Genomic DNA, 16,922 nt, shown 5'->3' with positions numbered 1-16,922 from the left:
CCGTGGTCAGCGGCCGGTGAAGACCCCGGGACGCTTCTCCCGGAAAGCGGCGTACGCCTCGGCCGAGTCCCGGGTCGACGTGATCACGGCCTGGTGGGAGGAGATGAGGTCCAGGGCGGTGCGCAGATCGTGCCGCGCGCCCTGGCGCACCGCACGTTTGATCATCTGGACGGCGGCCGGGGGCCGTTCGGCGAGCCGTGCCGCGAAGGCGTACACACGGTCGAGGAGTTCGTCGGCCTCGTACACCTCCTCCACGAGGCCGATCCGCAGCGCCTCGTCGGCCGCCACGAAGTCGCCCGTCCACAGCAGCCGCAGCGCGGTCGCGGTGCCGACCGCGCGCGGAAGCAGCCAGCACCCGCCGTCACCGGGGACGAGCCCGACCTTGATGTAGCCCTCGCTGAAGCGGGCCGTGCGCGAGGCGAACCGGATGTCGCAGAGCAGCGCCATGTCCATCCCGGCGCCCACGGCCGGCCCGTCGACCGCGGCCAGCACCGGCTTGGAGACGTCCTCCAGGGTCAGCGCGACCCGGTGCACCCGCCGCGTCAGCAGCTCCTTCTCGGCCAGCGGGTCGCGCTGTTCGCCCTTGAAGTCGGACAGGTCCACCCCGGAGCAGAAGGAGCCGCCCGAGCCCGTGACGACGATGACGCGGACCTCCGGGTCGTCCTCGGCCTCGCGCAGCCGGTCCGCCCAGGCGTCGACCATGTCCAGGGTGAACGCGTTCCTGCGCTGCGGACGATTCAGCCGAACCGTCGCGATGTGATCTTTCACGGAGTATTCGAGGTCTGCCATGTCCGTCCCAGTCGCCGTGCCGGTGTCACCGGTGCCCTTGCTGTCATTCGAGTGGTCCCGCCGAGCCGCGCGCCGAGCGCTCCGCCCCCCTGCGCGGCGGATGCCCGGTACGGGTCCCGTCGGCCCGGGGCACGCCCAAGACCCCCGAGGCGACGAGGAGGCCGATCTCGGCGTCGTCGAGACCGGCCTCCCGTGCCACGTCGACGCTGTGCTCGCCCAGGCGCGGGGCGTGGGGGAAGTGCTCGTCCGGGCCGGAGGTGAGAGGGAGCGTGTGCTCGGCCGGGCCAGGAGTGTCGGCGAGGGCGTGTACGTCCGGGCGAGGGCTGTGGGAAAGGTCGCGCTGCCCCGGGCCGACGGTGCGGGCGAGTCCGATCTCGTCAGGCCCCGCACTGCGCGGGGCGTCGGGCCCGGCGGCTGCGGCTCTGCCCCGGACGAACGCAGGTAGCAGGCCGCCCCCGTCACCGGGGCCGCCGGTCACCTCCGCGCGCGGCCCCTGCGCGAAGCGGACGGGCTGGCGGGGCAGCCGGAGCGGGCCCTCACTGGGGTGGTCGACGTCCTCGAAGAAACCCGTCGCCCGCAGATGCGGGTCCTCGAACAGATTGGTGACGGTGTTGACCGGGGCGGCCGGGATGTCCCGGCGTTCCAGCTCGGCGAGCCAGTCGGCGGTCGTCCTGGCCGCCATCTCCTCGTTGAGGAAGGCATACAGCTCATCGATGTGCTCGGTACGCTCCCGGATCGTGCGGTACCGCGGATCATCGGCGAGTTCCGGCCGGCCGACGCAGGTGAAGAACGACCTCCACTGGGCGTCCGTGTAGATCATCACGGCCAGGTGCCCGTCCTTGGTCCGGCACGGCCGCCGGTGCGGTGACGCCGTACGCGCGTACCCGGCCGGCCCGGCGGGCGGGTCGAACACCCAGCCGCCCTGCTGTTCCAGGAGCATGAACTGGGTCATCGTCTCCAGCATGGGTACCTCGACCGCCTGGCCCCGGCCCGTCACCTCGCGCCCGTGCAGCGCGGCCAGCACGGCCGCCGCACCCATCAGCCCGACGATCTTGTCCGCCGCGGCCGTGCGGACGTACTCCGCTCCGCCCGCCCCGCCCTGCAGCGCGGCCATGCCGCTGGCCGCCTGGATGACGTCGTCGTAGGCCGGCCGGTCCTCGTACGGCCCGCCGGCTCCGAACCCGCGGAACGCGCAGTGCACGGCACGGGGGTTGGCCCGCAGCACGGCGTCCGCCGACAGGCCGAGGCGCTCGGCCGCACCGGACCGCATGTTGTGCACCACCACGTCGGCCCCCGCCACCAGACGCTCCAGGAGCCTCCGGCCGCCGTCCTGCTTGAGGTCCAGCACGACGCTCCGCTTGCCCCGGTTGACGTTGAGGAAGACCGGCCCCATCGACGTGCCCCGCACATCCCCGATCCTGCGGACCACGTCTCCGCCGGGCGGCTCCACCTTGGTCACCTCGGCGCCCCACTGGGCGAGGAGCATCGTGCAGTACGGCCCCATGAACGTGGAACTCACGTCGATGACGCGGACGCCCGCCAGCGGAAACCCCACTGTCCTGGTCCTCTCTGCTAGGTCGGTGTCGGTGCGCGGACCGCCATCGGTACGCACGGGGTGCCGGGCGCCGTCGTCCTCAGCGCGTGTGGCTCCCGCCGTTGAGGTCGATCGTCTGGCCGGTGAGCCAGGACGCCTCGGGGGACACGAGGAAGGCGACGGCCGCGCCGACGTCCTCGGGCCGGCCGAGCCGCCCGACCGGGATGCCCTCCGCGATCCGGTCGATCCCCGGCCCGCCCGCGCTCTGCATCAGCCCGAGCGCCAGCGTGTTCGCCGTGATCCCGGCCTTCGCCTCCTCCTGGGAGATGTGCCGGACGAACCCCTCGACACCGCTCTTGCCCGCTCCGTAGAGCGACACCCCGATGGCGAGGCCGGTCCGTCCCGCGCCCGAGGAGATCTGCACGACACGGCCCCAGCCGGTCGCCCGCATGCCCGGCAGGACGGCGTGCACGCAGTTCATCGCGCCGAACAGGTTGATCTCCACCGGGCCGCGCCAGCGCTCCGGCGCGATGTCCCGGAAGGGCCCGTAGCCCATGTCGGCGGGGATCCCGGCGTTGTTCACCAGGATGTCGACGGTCCCGCCGAATGCCTCCCCGGCCCGCGCGACTCCCGCGCGGACGGCGTCGATGTCGGTGACGTCGAACGGCACCGGTACCGCCCGGCCCCCCGCCTTCCCGATCTCGGCGCACGTCGCCTCGGCGCGTTCGGGCCGGAGATCGTTCACCGCCACCGCGGCGCCCTGCTCCGCCAGCGCGCGGGCGATGCCGGCCCCGGCGTTCTGGCCGGCACCGGTCACCAGCGCCACGTGTCCGGTCAGGTCGAACATGCCCATGGTCGTTCGGTTCCCTTCGTCTGCGCGATGCGGGCCGCCCGTTCCGGGCCCGCTGCGGTGCCGGTGCCGCACGGGCGCCCGGTCCCCCTCGTCCTCGTCCAGGTCCGGCGTGGGCCCCTGGTGGGACGTCGCTGCACCCCTTCTCCACGAAGGCGGACACCGGAGGCGGAGATGCCCTCGGTGCGGCCCGGGAATCGAGGCACCACCGGCTGCGGTCCCCTCAGCGCACCTGCGACGGAGTCTGCTTCGGGGCCCGCACGATCACGGAGGACAGATCCCGCTGACCGGGACCGCCGGGGGATCGCCGGACGAGGATCCGTCCCGCGGCGCGGGCCGAGCGGTCCGACGGGGCGGGACGCGGGAGTCCCCCGGCTCCGAAGTCCCCGGCGCCGGAGTCCACTGAGCGGACCAGGGAGCTGGTCGACGGCGGGGACGGGTACTTCAATCTTCCCACCAGGACCGCAACGCGGCGGTCGCTGCATGGGAAGGTCGTGTCGATGCCCGCATACATCATCGCCCGCAGTCACCTGAAGGACTCCAGCGAGGAGTCCAAGCGCGGGATGCAGGAGTACGTCGAGGCCTATCTCCGGGTCGTCGAGGACCACCCGCACACCCACCTCGCGCAGGGCGTCGTCGCCGAGGTGCTCGAAGGAGAGCCGCGGGAGGGCGCCTACTTCATCCAGGAGTTCCCCACCAAGGAAGCCGCGTCGGCGTTCTACCACTCGCCGGAGTACCAGAGGGCCGTCGCGATCCGGCAACGGCACTCGGTCACCGAGATGATCCTCGTCGACGGGGCCTTCGAGTACCAGGCCGACTGAATGGACGCCGCCGGTCCACTCAACGGGCCGGAAGAGTGGCGCCTGTCCTGTCGTCGCCGTTTGCTGTCCGGGTTCCGCCCGCTCAACGACGACAGGAGGACATGATGTTCGAACCGGCCAACGACCGGCAGCGTCACATGCTGGAGGTCTGGGAGCGACACGGCTACGCCGAGTTCGCTCTCCACGACCCCGACGCGGCCATCGCGACGATGTGCGACGACCCGTACATCTACTGTGCACCGCTCGGCCAGTTGCTCGACGGCCGGGACGAGGTCTACGAGTTCTACTCGCAGTGGTTCCTGCCGAATGTCCCGGCCGACGTCGAACAGGAGCTGACCACCCGGGTGATGGACGACAACCACATCTGGGACGAGTTCATCTTCCGGTTCACCCATGACCGCGAGATGCCCTGGAAGATCCCCGGTGTCCCCCCGACCGGCAAGCCGGTGGAGGTGGTGATGAACGTCGTGGTCGGCTTCGAGGGCGACCTGATCAAGTACGAGCACCTGATGTGGGACCACGCCTCGGTACTCACCCAGATCGGCCTGCTGGACGCCCCCGCGGCCGGTATCGGGGTCAAGGCGCCCTTGCTTCTGCGCGGCCTGCACACCTGAGCGCGGGCCGCCCGCCGGGCCGGCCCGCCCCGGCGGCGGCAGCCCGCTTCTGACACCCGCCGCCACCAACCTCCGTTGGTGGCGGCACGTCGGCTCCGGTGTCAGCTGTGCCGCCACCTGCTCCTACGACCGTTCACCCGCCTGCTCCGGTGGTCCGCGAGGCCGGCCCGTCGTACAGCAGCAAGCTCTCCGGGTCGGGTGCGCGCAGCATCGTCCAGTAGTCGACGAGCCGCCACGGGCAGGTCACCCAGGCGCGTCCGGCGGTGTTGCGGTAGTAGCCGTTCGCGGTGCCGGGGTGCTGCCAGACCGTGCGGTCGAGTTCGGCGTCGACCCGCTCGTTGTACTCCCGGGTCGCCTCCGGCGTCGGCTCCATCGCGGTGTAGCCGTGGTCGACCAGGTGGCGCAGGCACTCGATGACGTAGTGGACGTGCTCCTCGCTCGTCACGTTGTGCCCGCCACCGTGGTTGGGCGCGGCGTTCGGCCCGGCGGTGACGAAGAAGTTGGGGAACCCGGGGACGGTGACGCCCAGGTGGGCGCGCGGATCACGGCCGCCGTCCCAGCGCTCGGCCAGCGTCACCCCGTCCCGACCGATGACGTCGAGGAAGCCCAGGTACTCCAGCCGGAACCCGGTGGCCCAGATGATCACGTCTGCGGGCAGGAAGTCGCCGCTGGTCAGCAGCACCCCGTTCGGCTCGATCCGTTCGAACGACGCCCGGTGCAGCGCCACGTCGTCGCGGCGCAGCGCCGCCAGGAAGCCCGGATCCTTCACGATCCGCTTGGCGAACGGCGGAAAGTCGGGGGTGAGCATCTCCACCAGGTCCGGCCGGTCGCCCAACTCCTCGTGCAGGTGCTGGAGACAGATCCGCATCAGGACGTCGTTGGCGGGCGAGGAGGACACATGAGTGGCGTACCACTCCTCGTCGATCCTCGGGATCGCGAAGCTCTTGTCCGCGGTGAACCAGTGCGTGACCAGCCGGTACCACTGCTGGTAGTACGGCACGTGCCGCATCGCCCACCGGGTGGCGTCGTCGACCCGGCTGATCACATTGCGCTCCGGCGCGATCCAGTGCGGTTGCCGGAAGACGACATCGAGGTGCCCGGCCCGCCCCGCGAGGCTCGCCACGACCTGCACCGAGGTGCAGCCGGTGCCGAGCACCACCACCCGCTTGCCGTCCAGGTCGACGGAGTCGTCCCATGCCGCGGTGTGCATCGTGGCACCGGCGAACGATTCCCGACCGGGCACCTCGGGGACGTACGCGCTGTTGAGGACGCCGGTCGCGGTGATGACCGCGTTCGCCTCGTACACCTCGGTGGCCCCGTCCGGACCCGCCACGGTGACCCGCCAGATCTGCCGTTCGTCCACCCACGCGCAGCCGAGCACCCGGTGGGAGAGGGCGATGTCGTCGCGGATCTTGTACTTGTCCGCGACGTGGTGGAGATAACGCAGGTACTCGGGACCCGCCGGGTAGAACTTCGACCATTCCGGGTTGAGTTCGAACGAGTACGAGTAGAAGTGACTCGGCGTGTCCACCGCGGCCCCGGGATACGTGTTGCGTGCCCAGGTCCCGCCGATGTCGTCGCCGGCCTCGAACACCCGGTACTCGAAACCGGCCTCGGCGAGTTTCACCGCCGCGTTGATGCCGATCATCCCGGCGCCGACCACCGCGACCCGGAAGCCGGGCGGCACCGGTCGGTGTGCCGGAACGGACTCGGGCAGACCGGCGAAACCGCCCTGCTCCCGCAGATAGGGCCCGTACTCGGGGCCGACCGTGTCGTCGGTGGCCACCCGGACCATCTCCATGAACAGTTCCTCGTCCGGCACGCGCAGCGAGGGGACCAGTCCGCCCGGCAGCCGGGGCAGGATGTCGTGGGCGCGGCGGCGCACCTCGTCCGCGACCTCCTCGGGGTACTCGCCGGGCCTCAGCACCCGCTCGGGGTGGGCCGCCTTCGCCGCCGCGATCCGTTCCCGGAACTCGGTGAGCAGAGCACGGTCGTCCGTCAGGTGCACCAGCGTCATCAGCAGAGGGCCCGGCTCGGCCGCGTCGATCGCCGCGTGCAGACGCTCGGGGTCCGCGTCCGGCACGGGGCGTACCGTCCGGGTCGGCCGGTCGTCGGGGATGACCGATGTCGTCATGGGGCCTCGCTTCGGGGAGGGCTGGGACGGAGCGGCGTGCTGTGGGGCCTGCGGACTCTCCCCGCGGGTGGCGCTCACCAGGGCAGTGGGTACTCGGCCTTGGCCCGCAGGAGCCCGGCGATCTCGCGCAGCGCCAGTCGGCCGCGCGCGAGGTGCTGCTGCTGCATCAGGAAGCCGTGGCCGACCCCGGGGTAGCGGGTGAACGTGGTCTGTACGCCGGCCTCGCCGAGCCGGGCGGCGTACCGCTGCGACCAGTCACGGACCGGGTCGAGTTCGCCTACGGCGACGATCGCGGGCGCCACACCGCGCAGATCGGGGCAGTACGCGGGGATCTCCTCACCGGAGGCGGGTTCGGGGCTCCCGGCCCTCGCGAGCTCGTGCAGGTAGAGGAGGTCGTCACGGGACAGCCCCGCGACATCGTCCATCTCGTGCATCGAGGCGGCTGCCATGTCCCGGTCGAGCCCGCCGTACACCAGGACCTGGCACAGCAGCCGGGGGCCTCCCCGGTCGCGGGCGCGCAGCGCGACGAGCGCCGCCAGAGTGCCGCCCGCGCTGTCGCCCAGGACGGAGATCCGGTCGGGCAGGACACCGAGTTCCGCGGCGTGCGCGGCCACCCACTCGGTCGCCGCCCACGCGTCCTCGATCTGCCCCGGCGGCGGATGTTCCGGAGCGAGGTGGTACTCGACGGCGAACACGCGATGCCCCGTGGCCTCGGCGAGGGCGCGGGCGAGCGGCTCGAAGGAGTGGTTCGTACCCATGACGAGCCCGCCCGCGTGGAAGTACACCAGGCCCGGCAGCTCGGCGTCCGCGGTGGGGCTGTAGACGCGGATCGGCAGCTGCCCGTGGACGCACGGGATGTCGCGGTCCTCCACGGCTGCCATCTTGGGCATGTCCACCGGATGAGGCAGCGCCTCCAGTACGGCACGTACGGCAGCCAGCCCCCGCTCCCGCATGCCGGCGCCCCCGCTCTGCGTGTTCCGCAGCTCGTACAGCGCGGCGGCGTCCGGGTCGGGCGTGGGAACGTGCTGGGACATCGTCGTACCCCTCCGTGTGCGGGCGGCTGAAGACCGGCGGGGCCGAGGACCTCCACCGGGGAGGCGGCCGGACCCGGGCGCGACTCGCGTACGGCCTTGCCCGGGACCCACGAAAGGTCTCCGGGAACCTGCGTGGGCCTGGCCGGCCATACGGACGGCCTCGTGGATCCCGTAGTGCAGTGTGATGCACGAGCCTGCGGAGGCAGGGCGGGAACTCCCGCTGATCGGGACCGATCCGGTGCGGGACCGGGAGCCCGGCGTGCGGTACCTAGCAAGTGCTTGTTTGTGTCGGACGAGATGGTCATACTCCGCAGGGAAGGAGGACCTACATGACTCACGACGCCCGTTTCCACTTCACCAAGATCCTGGTGACCGACATCGAGTCCCAGTTCGCTTTCTACGCCTCCGTGCTGGGCATGGCCGAGAAGTACCGGTACGCCCATGGCACGGGGGACGACGCCCTGGAGGAGATCATCATGACCTCCGCCGCCGGCGGTGACCCCACGCTGGTCCTGGTGCACTTCCTGAACCGGCCGGGGCAGGCGCCCGGCGAGGCCATCCTCGGTTTCACCGTGCCCGACCTGGACGACACCGTGCGCCGGGTGTCCGAGGCCGGCGGCACCGTCGAGCAGGCTCCGTTCGAGGTGTCCGACTTCAAGCTCAGGGCCGCGTTCGTGCGCGACCCCGAGGGGCACCGCCTCGAACTCGTCCAGTCGCTGTGAGACACCCGCACAGCTCCGGCCACCCCCACCGTCACGAGGACCCGCCCATGGCCCCTGCGCATCGAGAGCGACACCCGCTGACGCCCGTAGCACCCCCCGAAGTCCTGGAGGGCTTCTACACGCCCGAGGAGGTCGGCACCCTCTTCGGCGTCGTACGCGCCAACGCCCCCTGGAAGCTGGTGCTCGCCCACCACTTCGCCTCCGCCGAGGAGTACTTCGCGGTGTCCGGCGCCAGGGAGCGCCCCCCGGACGCCGGACTCGCCGACTTCGTCGCCCCGGTGTTCCGCGGCTACCTCGCCCGGGAGGGCGCGGTCCTGTACCCGGACCTCCACGACCTCTACTTCAGCCGCAAGCTCCTGGAGCCGGTGCTGCGGATGCACAAGGCCCGCTACGGCTTCGCCCACCACATGCTGTTCAACCTCTGCGGCCCTTCGCGCAGTTTCGACGCCGGCCACTTCGACAGCGGCAACTGGCGCGGGGTCAGCTCGGTGAACGCCCCGATCTGGCTGATGAGCGTGATGGCCAAGTCCGGCCTGTTCGACGCCTGGGAGGTCAAGTCGGGCCAGGTGATCACCTACTTCTACGACTCCGACGTCGACGGTGGCTTCACCTACTGGCCCGAGGGCCCGGAGCGGGCGCCGAGCCGGCTGGTGGCGCCGTTCCGCAACACGGCGGTCCTCTCGGACAACTCCCGGATGTTCCACCGCCGCGAGGCCAACGGCCCGCGCGACCGCCGCGATCTGCCCGCCCTGACCATGGGATCGCTCCTGACAGCCGACGGCGACGACGCGTGGGTCGTCCGGGACGGCGACACCGAGATCGCGCGCTTCGCGCACCGCGACAGCCGGTCGCTGTTCCACTACACCGCGCTGGTCTTCGAGGACCTGGCGGACGTCACCCGGTATCTGGACCACACCGACGACCTCACCTTTGACAAGGTCTTCGACGTGCTGATCGCCGATCTGAGGGCGCGCGGGGTGCGGTTCAGCGAGCCCTCCGACCCCATGACCGACCGCGACTTCATCGCCCTGCTCACGGACGTCCACGCCATGGCGCCCCGAGAGTACCCGGCTCTGGCACCTCTGGACGTGCCCGCCGCCTGACGGGAGAACGGGCCCGCCCCTGGGACGGGCCCGTTCTCGTGCGGGTCATCCCGTGCCGCGCCCGCCGGTCAGAGCCGCTCGACGATGGTGACGTTGGCCTGACCGCCGCCCTCGCACATGGTCTGGAGCCCGTACCGGCCGCCCGTGCGTTCCAGTTCGCCCAGCAGTGAGGTCATCAAGCGGGTGCCGGTGGCGCCGATGGGATGGCCGAGGGCGATCGCGCCGCCGTTGACGTTGACCCGGTCCAGGTCGGCGCCGGTCTCCGCGGCCCAGGCGAGGACCACCGAGGCGAAGGCCTCGTTCACCTCGAACAGGTCGATGTCACCGACCGCCATCCCCGCCCGGTCCAGGGCGCGCCGGGTCGCCGCGATGGGGCCGGTCAACATCCACACCGGGTCGTCGGCGTACACGGAGAGGTGGTGGATCCGGGCGCGAGGCGTGAGCCCGTGCTCGCGCACCGCCCGCTCCGAGGCCACCAGCAGGGCCGAGGCGGCGTCGCTGATCTGCGAGGCCAGCGCGGCGGTGAGCCGGCCGCCCTCCCGGAGCGGGGCCAGCGCGGCCATCCGCTCCGGCGAGGTGTCGCGGCGCGGGCACTCGTCGGCGGCGAAGTCCGCGAACGGCTCGATCTCGTCCTTGAACCGCCCCTGGTCGATCGCGGCCGCCGCCCGCCGGTGGCTGCGCAGCGCGAAGGCTTCCATCTCCTCCCGCGACAGCCGCCACCGCTCCGCGATCATCTCGGCGGCCCGGAACTGCGAGACCTCCTGCTCGCCGTAGCGAGCCACCCAGCCCGGCGACTCGGCGAACGGCGTGGTGAAGCCGTACCGCTCACCCAGCGTCATGGAGGCGGACATCGGGATCGCGGACATGTTCTGCACCCCGCCCGCGACGATCAGGTCGGCGGTGCCGGACATGACGCCCTGCGCCGCGAAGTGCACGGCCTGCTGGCTGGAGCCGCACTGCCGGTCGATGGTCACCCCGGGCACGTGGTCCGGGAGCCCCGCCACCAGCCAGGCGGTGCGGGCCACGTCCCCGGCCTGGGAGCCGATGGTGTCGTTGCAGCCCAGGATGACGTCGTCGACGGCGGCCGGGTCGACGCCCGAACGCCGTACGAGCGCGCCGATCACATGGGCCGCGAGGTCCGCGGAGTGCACGGCGGACAGGGATCCGCCGCGCCGCCCCACCGGGGTGCGCACGGCGTCGACGATGTAGGCCTCGGCCACGGTCGTCCTCCTCCTTCTTCTGCGGGGTGCGGGACTTCAGGCGTGCTGGCTGCTGACGGAGACGACCTCACCCGTCATGTACGAGGAGTACGCGCTGGCCAGGAACACCATCACGTTGGCCACCTCCCACGGCTCCGCGGCCCGGCCGAACGCCTCGCGGCCCTTGAGCTCGTCGAGGAACTCCTCGGTGGTGACCTTCGCCAGGAACGGGTGCAGCGCCAGGCTCGGCGAGACCGCGTTGACCCGGATGCCGTGGGGGGCCAGGTCGGCCGCCGCGCTGCGGGTGAGGGCCATCACCCCGGCCTTGGCGGCGGCGTAGTGCGCCTGCCCCTCCTGGGCCCGCCAGCCGACCACCGAGGCGTTGTTCACGATGACGCCCCGGCGGCCCGCGCGGACCATCCGGTTGCCGGCGGCGCGCACACAGCGGAAGGTTCCGGTGAGGGTGATGTCCAGGACCCGCGACCACTCCTCGTCGGTCATCTCCAGAACCGAACGGGTTCCGCCGAGCCCGGCGTTGTTCACCATCACGTCGACCCCGCCGAACGGCTCCGCCGCGTCCAGCAGGGCGTTCACCTGTTCCTCGCGGGTCACGTCGCACAGGGCGGTGGCGACCCGTTCCGCCCCGAACTCCTCGGTCAGTTCCTTTCCGGTCTCGCCCAGCCGCCGCTCGTGGACGTCACCGAGGACCACGGCCCGCGCCCCCTCCTCCAGGCAGCGCCGTACGACCGCGGAGCCGATGCCCGCGCCCGCGGCGGCCGTGACCACTACGGTCAGGCCGGCGAGCAGCCCGTGTCCGGGTACGTAGTCGGGCGGTGCCTGTCCGGCTCGTCGCGTGTTCATGCTTTCGGCTCCCTGGGCAGGCCGAGCACCCGCTCGGCGATGATGTTGCGCTGGATCTCGTTCGAGCCGCCGTAGATCGTGTCGGCCCGGCTGAACAGGAACAGCCGCTGGAAGGCGTCCAGGTCGTACGGCGGTCCCTGCGCCACCAGCGAGGAGGCGCCCGCCACCTCCATGGCCAGCTCCCCGAGCCCCCGGTGCCAGGTGCCCCACAGCAGCTTGGCGATCGACGCCTCGGGCCGCTGGGAGCCCGAACCGCCCAGCATCCGCAGCGCGTTGAGCCGGATGATCTCAAGACCCATGTGGGCGCGGGTGATCCGGTCCTGGATCGAGGGGTCCTCGATGGCACCGGTCCGCCGGGCCAGCTCCACCACCGCGTCCAGCTCGCGGGCGAAGCCGATCTGCTGGCCGAGTGTGGAGACACCCCGCTCGAAGCCGAGCGTGGCCATGGCGACCTTCCAGCCGTCGCCGGGCGCGCCGACCACCAGCGAGCCGTCGGTCCGCGCGCCGTCGAAGAACACCTCGTTGAACTCGGAGGTGCCGGTCAGCTGGGTGATGGGCCGTACGGTGACGCCCTCCTGGCGCATCGGCACCAGCAGGTACGACAGCCCCGCGTGCCGCACCGAGCCCGGTTCGGTCCGCGCGACCACGAAGCACCAGTCGGCCAGGTGCGCGAGGGACGTCCACACCTTCTGGCCGTCGATCACCCACTGGTCCGGCTCTCCCGCCCCCGCCGCCCGCTCCAGCCGGGCCCGGGTGGACACCGCGGCCAGGTCGGAGCCCGCGCCGGGCTCGGAGTAGCCCTGGCACCACAGCTCCTCGACGGCGCGGATACCGGGCAGGAAGCGGTCCTTCTGCTCCTGGGTGCCGAAGGCGAGGAGGGTCGGCCCGAGCAGTTCCTCGCCCAGGTGGTTGACGCGGGCGGGCCCGTCGGCGCGGGCGTACTCCTCGTGGAACACCACCTGCCGGGCGAGGTCGAGCCCTCTGCCGCCGTACTCCTCGGGCCAGCCGATGCAGGTCCAGCCGTGGGCGGCGAGATGCCGGTCCCAGGCCAGCCGTTCCTCGTACGCTTCGTGCTCCCGGCCGGAGCCGCCGAGGCCCCGCAGGCCGGCGAAGTCGCCGGACAGATGGGTCTCCAGCCAGTCCCGGACCTCACGGCGGAAGGCCTCGTCCTGCGCTGAGCCTGGCAGTTGCACGCTTTCCCCCTAGAAGATGCCGTCGGTTCGCGATCGTGCTGTTCGGGAGCTGGGGCATCGCCTACACTAACCCACCAAGCACTTGTTTGGTATGTATCCGTGGTCCCTGTGAAGGAGCTGGCATGTCCGCTGCGGAGAGCCGCCCGGCCGAGGAACAGGTCGTCACCTACGAGGTCCGCGGCACGGTCGCCGTGGTGACGGTGAACCGCCCCCGGTACCGCAACGCGCAGAACTCGAAGGTGACGTACGCCCTCGACGCCGCCTTCACCCGGGCCGTCGACGACGACGCGGTGAAGGTCGTCGTACTCGCGGGCAGCGGCGAGCACTTCAGCGGCGGCCACGACATCGGCACGCCGGGCCGCGACATCCACGAGAGCTTCGAGCGCAGAGCCGTCATCATGTGGGACCACACCGACAAGGAGGGCGTCGACGCCCGCCTGGCCCGGGAGTCCGAGGTGTACCTGGGGATGTGCCGCCGCTGGCGGGAGATCCCCAAGCCGATGATCGCCATGGTCCAGGGCGCGTGCGTCGCGGGCGGGCTGATGCTGGCCTGGTCCTGCGACTTCATCGTCGCCTCGGAGGACGCCTTCTTCTGTGACCCCGTCGTCCGCATGGGCATCCCGGGCGTGGAGTTCTTCGCCCACCCGTGGGTGATGAACCCGCGCGCGGCCAAGGAGTTCCTGTACACCGGCGACCGCTTCAGCGCCGAGCGCGCGCACCAGCTCGGTATGGTCAACCATGTCGTGCCCCGCGAGGAGCTGGAGTCGGCAGTCTTCGCGCTCGCCGAGCGGATCAGCGCGATGCCCCGCTTCGGCCTCGCGCTCACCAAGCGGGCGATCAACCAGGCGGAGGACCTGCAGGGCATGCGCACCGGCATGGACTCGGTGTTCGGCCTGCACCACGCCGCCCACTCCCACAATGCCGAGGTGAGTGTCGACTCCCTCGCGGGTATGGACGCGCGGGCGATGCGCGACTCGGGACGGCAGGCGGCGGGCAGCGACTGAGGACGGCACCCGCTCTGCCCGGGGATCTTCCCGTTCCGCCCAGGATCCTTTCCGAAGGGGACCCGATGACGTTCGCACCCACCGAGGAACAGAACGAACTCGCCGTGACCGTACGGCGGCTGCTGGAGCGCCGCAGTGACAGTGGTGCGGTGCGGGCCGCCGTCGCGCGGGCCCCGGGCTACGACACGGCCCTGTGGCGCACCCTGTGCGAACAGGTGGGTGCGGCGGCCCTGGCCGTCCCGGAGTGCTACGGCGGCGCGGGCTTCACCCTGTTCGAGACGCACATGGTGCTGGAGCAGTTGGGCGCGGCGCTGACTCCCTCTCCGCTGCTCGGCTCCGGTGTGCTCGCGGCCCGGGCGCTGCTGCTCAGCGGCGACGGGGCGGCCTGCGAGCGGCTGCTTCCCGGCATCGCCGGGGGCACCTCCGTGGCGGCCGTCTGCTGGGCCGGTGAGGACGGCCACTGGCGCACCGACCGCAGTGACGTACGTGCCACGGGCGGGAGCGCCTGGTCCTTGACCGGGACGGCTCCCCTGGTCCTGGAGGGCGTCCACGCCGACGTCCTGCTGGTGGTGGCCCGGACCGGCCCGGGACAGGTGGGCCTGTTCGAGGTCGACCCGGACGACGACCGGGTGCGGCGCACCCCCACTCCGGCGATGGACCCGACGCTGAGCCTGGCCAGGATCGAGTTCGACGCGGCGCCCGCGGCCCCCCTGACCCTCGACGCGTCCGGCCTGCTCGGCACCCTGTACGACATCGCCGCCGTCGCCGTCACCGCCCTGCAGGTCGGCACCGCCCAGCGGGCGCTCGACATGACCGTCGCCTACAGCAGGGAGCGCGTCCAGTTCGGCCGCCCCATCGGGTCGTTCCAGGCGCTGAAGCACCGTATGGCCGACATGCTGGTCGAGGTCGAGACGGCGAGGTCCGCCTCCTGGGCGGCGGCCCGGGCCGCCGCGGCGGAAGACGACCCGGAGCTGCCGGCACGGGCGGCGCTGGCCAAGGCCTGGTGCTCCGAGGCACTGAACAAGGTCGCCGCCGAGACCGTCCAGCTGCACGGCGGAATCGCGATCACCTGGGAGCACGACGCCCAGCTCGTGTTCAAGCGGGCCCACGCGCTGTCCCAGCTGTTCGGTCAGCCGCACGAGCACCGGCAGCGGCTCTTCCGCCAGGTCATCGGTGCGGGACCTCGATGAACACCGCCTCGGCCTCGACCGTGCGCACGCCCTCGCACTCGATCCGTCCGATGACGCCGACCTTGCGTCCGGAGTGCTCAACGATCTCGGAGCGCAGCAGCAGGGTGCGCTCCAGCGGCGTGCGCGCGAGATAGCGCACGGACAGCGACCCGGTCACACACAGCAGCCCGGTGGACTGGACGAGGATGCCCAGCATGTTGTCCATGAGCCGGGCGCAGACACCGCCGTGCACCGAGTCGGTGGGGCCCTCGTACAGGGCGTTCACGACGGTGGCGGCCGTCGCGCTGCGGCCGTCCGCCGCGAACGACACCTCCAGGGGGAGGTGCACCGGGTTGTACTGGTCGAGGAGCACCCGCGGTACGCCGACGGTCTCCGCCACGGGCAGCGGCACGCAACGGGTCCCGGCCCGCTTCTCCAGGGCCCGGGTCACGGACGCGAGGGTCTCGGTGGCACGGGCCAGCTCGCCGCCGGGGACGTCGGTCACGGCGACGGCGTGGGCCAGTGCCCGCGTCGCCTCGACGAGGTCCTCCCTCGCCCGGTCCCGCTCCGTCTCCCGTGGCCCACGGATCACCCCGCTCCTCCTCACGGTCACGCGGACTGCCCGCCGTCGACGACGAAGTCCTGGCCGGTGCAGTAACTCGCCGCGTCACTGGCGAGAAAGGCCACCATGGCGGACACCTCCGAGGGCGTGCCGACCCGGGGGATGGGCTGCCCGGCGACCGCCCCGCCGCCCGCCCGGGTCTCCTCGCTGATCATCGCGGTGTCGACCGCTCCCGGGCAGACGCAGTTGACCCGGATCCCGTACCCGCCCAGCTCCTTGGCCGCCGACCTGGTGGCGCCGCGCAGCGCCCACTTCGACGCGGAGTAGGCGAGGCCGCCGGGGTAGCCCGTGAGTCCGGCCGTGGAGGCGATGTTGACGATGGAACCGCCGCGCCCGCGCATCAGGGGAAGCACCGCCTGCATCCCGAGGACGGCTCCCACGAGGTTGACCCTGAGCGTGGCCGCCAGACTCTCCTCGGACAGTTCGGCGAGCGGTTCCCCGATCGAGATGCCCGCGTTGTTGACCAGGATGTCGACCCGTCCGAAACGGTCCGCGGTCCGGGCCATCGCCGCCGCCCAGGCGCTCTTGTCCCCCACGTCGAGGGGACAGGTCAGGGTGTCGCCCGCGATACGGCCGGCGACCGCCCGCACGCCGCGCTCGTCGAGGTCGGTGAGGACGACGCTCGCGCCGAGTCCTGCCAGGGTCCGCGCGTGCTCCGCGCCCTGTCCCTGGCCGGCTCCGGTGACGAAGGCGATCCTGTCCCTCAGGTCCACGGCGTGCACGACCACTTCCGGGCTCCTCCCCGCCGATATCCCTTAACCAAGCAATTGCTTGTTAGTCTAACTCCAGGAGCCGTCAGGAGGGCCGTCGTGACCTACTCGGTCAACCATGTGGGAATCACCGTCAGCGACCTGGACCGTTCGCTCGACTTCTACGCGCGGATCCTCGGGGGCGAGCCGGTCGGTTCCTGGGAACGCAGCGGCCCGAGGATCGACGCCGTGACCGGCTACCCGGGCGTCGTGGTCCGCCAGGCCTTCGTCCGCCTGTCCCGGGGGGCGACACTCATCGAACTGCTCCAGTACGTCGGCGGTTCCCCAGAGGTGACCGACCCGGACCACGGCCGCGCGGGCTCGGTCCATCTGGCCGTCGACGTGGACGGGCTCGACGCCATGCTCGCCCGGATGCGGGCCGAGGAGGTCGCCGTGCTGTCGGAGCCCATCACGGCCGGAGAGGGCCCGTTGGAGGGCTGCCGTCTCGTCTACGTGCTCGACCCGGACCGGGTCCGGGTCGAACTCGTGGAGCCGCCGGACGCGGGGAGCGATTCCTGACCGGA

General features: G+C 71.8%; 17 protein-coding genes. 7 read left to right on the top strand and 10 right to left on the bottom strand.

The features are described from left to right. Nucleotides 1-6: 6 nt before the first annotated feature. The 3 genes from PYR72_RS03980 to PYR72_RS03970 form a co-directional block, all read right to left on the bottom strand. On the bottom strand, nucleotides 7-789 hold the full coding sequence (locus PYR72_RS03980) for an enoyl-CoA hydratase-related protein (protein ID WP_275453902.1): 783 nt from the start codon (nucleotides 787-789) through the stop codon (nucleotides 7-9). A 43-nt stretch (nucleotides 790-832) separates the two neighbouring features. Then, nucleotides 833-2,344, bottom strand: a complete 1,512-nt coding sequence (locus PYR72_RS03975; protein WP_275453901.1) for a CoA transferase — start codon at nucleotides 2,342-2,344, stop codon at nucleotides 833-835. Nucleotides 2,345-2,423: 79 nt separating this feature from the next. Then, nucleotides 2,424-3,176, bottom strand: coding sequence for an SDR family NAD(P)-dependent oxidoreductase (locus PYR72_RS03970; protein WP_275453900.1), 753 nt, complete (start codon nucleotides 3,174-3,176; stop codon nucleotides 2,424-2,426). 497 nt (nucleotides 3,177-3,673) lie between these two features. Between PYR72_RS03970 and PYR72_RS03965 the strand changes: the two genes are divergently transcribed. Together PYR72_RS03965 and PYR72_RS03960 are read left to right on the top strand one after the other, a co-directional pair. After that, complete coding sequence (locus PYR72_RS03965; protein WP_275453899.1) at nucleotides 3,674-3,994, top strand: DUF1330 domain-containing protein; 321 nt, start codon at nucleotides 3,674-3,676, stop codon at nucleotides 3,992-3,994. 101 nt (nucleotides 3,995-4,095) lie between these two features. Then, nucleotides 4,096-4,608 carry a nuclear transport factor 2 family protein gene (locus PYR72_RS03960; RefSeq protein WP_275453898.1) on the top strand — a complete coding sequence of 171 codons (513 nt, stop codon included), beginning with the start codon at nucleotides 4,096-4,098 and terminating at the stop codon, nucleotides 4,606-4,608. Between the two features lie 133 nt (nucleotides 4,609-4,741). Here PYR72_RS03960 and PYR72_RS03955 read toward each other — a convergent pair whose 3' ends face one another. Together PYR72_RS03955 and PYR72_RS03950 are read right to left on the bottom strand one after the other, a co-directional pair. Further along, nucleotides 4,742-6,742, bottom strand: a complete 2,001-nt coding sequence (locus PYR72_RS03955; protein WP_275453897.1) for an NAD(P)/FAD-dependent oxidoreductase — start codon at nucleotides 6,740-6,742, stop codon at nucleotides 4,742-4,744. A gap of 74 nt (nucleotides 6,743-6,816) precedes the next feature. Then, a complete protein-coding gene (locus tag PYR72_RS03950; protein WP_275453896.1) occupies nucleotides 6,817-7,776 on the bottom strand; it encodes an alpha/beta hydrolase in 960 nt (319 codons plus the stop codon). A gap of 329 nt (nucleotides 7,777-8,105) precedes the next feature. Between PYR72_RS03950 and PYR72_RS03945 the strand changes: the two genes are divergently transcribed. Together PYR72_RS03945 and PYR72_RS03940 are read left to right on the top strand one after the other, a co-directional pair. Beyond that, a complete protein-coding gene (locus PYR72_RS03945) occupies nucleotides 8,106-8,498 on the top strand; it encodes a VOC family protein (protein ID WP_275453895.1) in 393 nt (130 codons plus the stop codon). Nucleotides 8,499-8,545: 47 nt separating this feature from the next. After that, nucleotides 8,546-9,601 (top strand): hypothetical protein, encoded by a 1,056-nt coding sequence (locus tag PYR72_RS03940; protein ID WP_275453894.1) that lies wholly within the window; start codon nucleotides 8,546-8,548, stop codon nucleotides 9,599-9,601. A gap of 68 nt (nucleotides 9,602-9,669) precedes the next feature. Here PYR72_RS03940 and PYR72_RS03935 read toward each other — a convergent pair whose 3' ends face one another. Genes PYR72_RS03935 through PYR72_RS03925 form a run of 3 tightly spaced genes read right to left on the bottom strand, consistent with a single transcriptional unit; the run spans nucleotide 9,670 to nucleotide 12,854 of the window. Beyond that, complete coding sequence (locus PYR72_RS03935; RefSeq protein ID WP_275453893.1) at nucleotides 9,670-10,821, bottom strand: acetyl-CoA C-acetyltransferase; 1,152 nt, start codon at nucleotides 10,819-10,821, stop codon at nucleotides 9,670-9,672. Nucleotides 10,822-10,857: 36 nt separating this feature from the next. After that, on the bottom strand, nucleotides 10,858-11,661 hold the full coding sequence (locus PYR72_RS03930; protein WP_275453892.1) for an SDR family oxidoreductase: 804 nt from the start codon (nucleotides 11,659-11,661) through the stop codon (nucleotides 10,858-10,860). Next, on the bottom strand, nucleotides 11,658-12,854 hold the full coding sequence (locus PYR72_RS03925; RefSeq protein ID WP_275453891.1) for an acyl-CoA dehydrogenase family protein: 1,197 nt from the start codon (nucleotides 12,852-12,854) through the stop codon (nucleotides 11,658-11,660). Before PYR72_RS03925 ends, PYR72_RS03930 begins: the two co-directional genes overlap by 4 nt. A 122-nt stretch (nucleotides 12,855-12,976) precedes the next feature. Between PYR72_RS03925 and PYR72_RS03920 the strand changes: the two genes are divergently transcribed. After that, nucleotides 12,977-13,858, top strand: a complete 882-nt coding sequence (locus PYR72_RS03920) for an enoyl-CoA hydratase (RefSeq protein WP_275453890.1) — start codon at nucleotides 12,977-12,979, stop codon at nucleotides 13,856-13,858. Nucleotides 13,859-13,923: 65 nt separating this feature from the next. Next, entirely contained in the window at nucleotides 13,924-15,048 is a 1,125-nt protein-coding gene (locus tag PYR72_RS03915; RefSeq protein ID WP_275453889.1) for an acyl-CoA dehydrogenase family protein, read from the top strand. Here the strand turns inward: PYR72_RS03915 and PYR72_RS03910 are convergent. Together PYR72_RS03910 and PYR72_RS03905 are read right to left on the bottom strand one after the other, a co-directional pair. Then, nucleotides 15,026-15,619 (bottom strand): PaaI family thioesterase, encoded by a 594-nt coding sequence (locus tag PYR72_RS03910; RefSeq protein WP_275453888.1) that lies wholly within the window; start codon nucleotides 15,617-15,619, stop codon nucleotides 15,026-15,028. The two genes, PYR72_RS03915 and PYR72_RS03910, sit on opposite strands and share 23 nt — an antisense overlap. A 17-nt stretch (nucleotides 15,620-15,636) precedes the next feature. Next, nucleotides 15,637-16,377 (bottom strand): SDR family NAD(P)-dependent oxidoreductase, encoded by a 741-nt coding sequence (locus PYR72_RS03905; RefSeq protein WP_275453887.1) that lies wholly within the window; start codon nucleotides 16,375-16,377, stop codon nucleotides 15,637-15,639. Between the two features lie 81 nt (nucleotides 16,378-16,458). On the opposite strand from PYR72_RS03905, the gene PYR72_RS03900 reads away from it, so the two are divergent. Continuing rightward, nucleotides 16,459-16,917: a VOC family protein gene (locus PYR72_RS03900; RefSeq protein WP_275453886.1), complete on the top strand. Its 459-nt coding sequence runs from the start codon at nucleotides 16,459-16,461 to the stop codon at nucleotides 16,915-16,917. Nucleotides 16,918-16,922: the final 5 nt, after the last annotated feature.

It is taken from the genome of Streptomyces sp. VNUA24 (assembly GCF_029167005.1).
Lineage (GTDB): Bacteria > Actinomycetota > Actinomycetes > Streptomycetales > Streptomycetaceae > Streptomyces > Streptomyces scabiei.
The sequence above is the reverse complement of the archived record's forward strand: the minus strand, read 5'-3'. Positions and strand labels throughout refer to the sequence as shown.

What these genes read in the sequence shown, in the direction of transcription:
- PYR72_RS03945 (WP_275453895.1), top strand. Translation starts at nt 8,106, where the DNA reads ATGACTCACGACGCCCGTTTCCACTTCACCAAGATCCTGGTGACCGAC.
- PYR72_RS03970 (WP_275453900.1), bottom strand. Translation starts at nt 3,176, where the DNA reads ATGGGCATGTTCGACCTGACCGGACACGTGGCGCTGGTGACCGGTGCC.
- PYR72_RS03960 (WP_275453898.1), top strand. Translation starts at nt 4,096, where the DNA reads ATGATGTTCGAACCGGCCAACGACCGGCAGCGTCACATGCTGGAGGTC.
- PYR72_RS03980 (WP_275453902.1), bottom strand. Translation starts at nt 789, where the DNA reads ATGGCAGACCTCGAATACTCCGTGAAAGATCACATCGCGACGGTTCGG.
- PYR72_RS03950 (WP_275453896.1), bottom strand. Translation starts at nt 7,776, where the DNA reads ATGTCCCAGCACGTTCCCACGCCCGACCCGGACGCCGCCGCGCTGTAC.
- PYR72_RS03915 (WP_275453889.1), top strand. Translation starts at nt 13,924, where the DNA reads ATGACGTTCGCACCCACCGAGGAACAGAACGAACTCGCCGTGACCGTA.
- PYR72_RS03940 (WP_275453894.1), top strand. Translation starts at nt 8,546, where the DNA reads ATGGCCCCTGCGCATCGAGAGCGACACCCGCTGACGCCCGTAGCACCC.
- PYR72_RS03930 (WP_275453892.1), bottom strand. Translation starts at nt 11,661, where the DNA reads ATGAACACGCGACGAGCCGGACAGGCACCGCCCGACTACGTACCCGGA.
- PYR72_RS03920 (WP_275453890.1), top strand. Translation starts at nt 12,977, where the DNA reads ATGTCCGCTGCGGAGAGCCGCCCGGCCGAGGAACAGGTCGTCACCTAC.
- PYR72_RS03955 (WP_275453897.1), bottom strand. Translation starts at nt 6,742, where the DNA reads ATGACGACATCGGTCATCCCCGACGACCGGCCGACCCGGACGGTACGC.
- PYR72_RS03965 (WP_275453899.1), top strand. Translation starts at nt 3,674, where the DNA reads ATGCCCGCATACATCATCGCCCGCAGTCACCTGAAGGACTCCAGCGAG.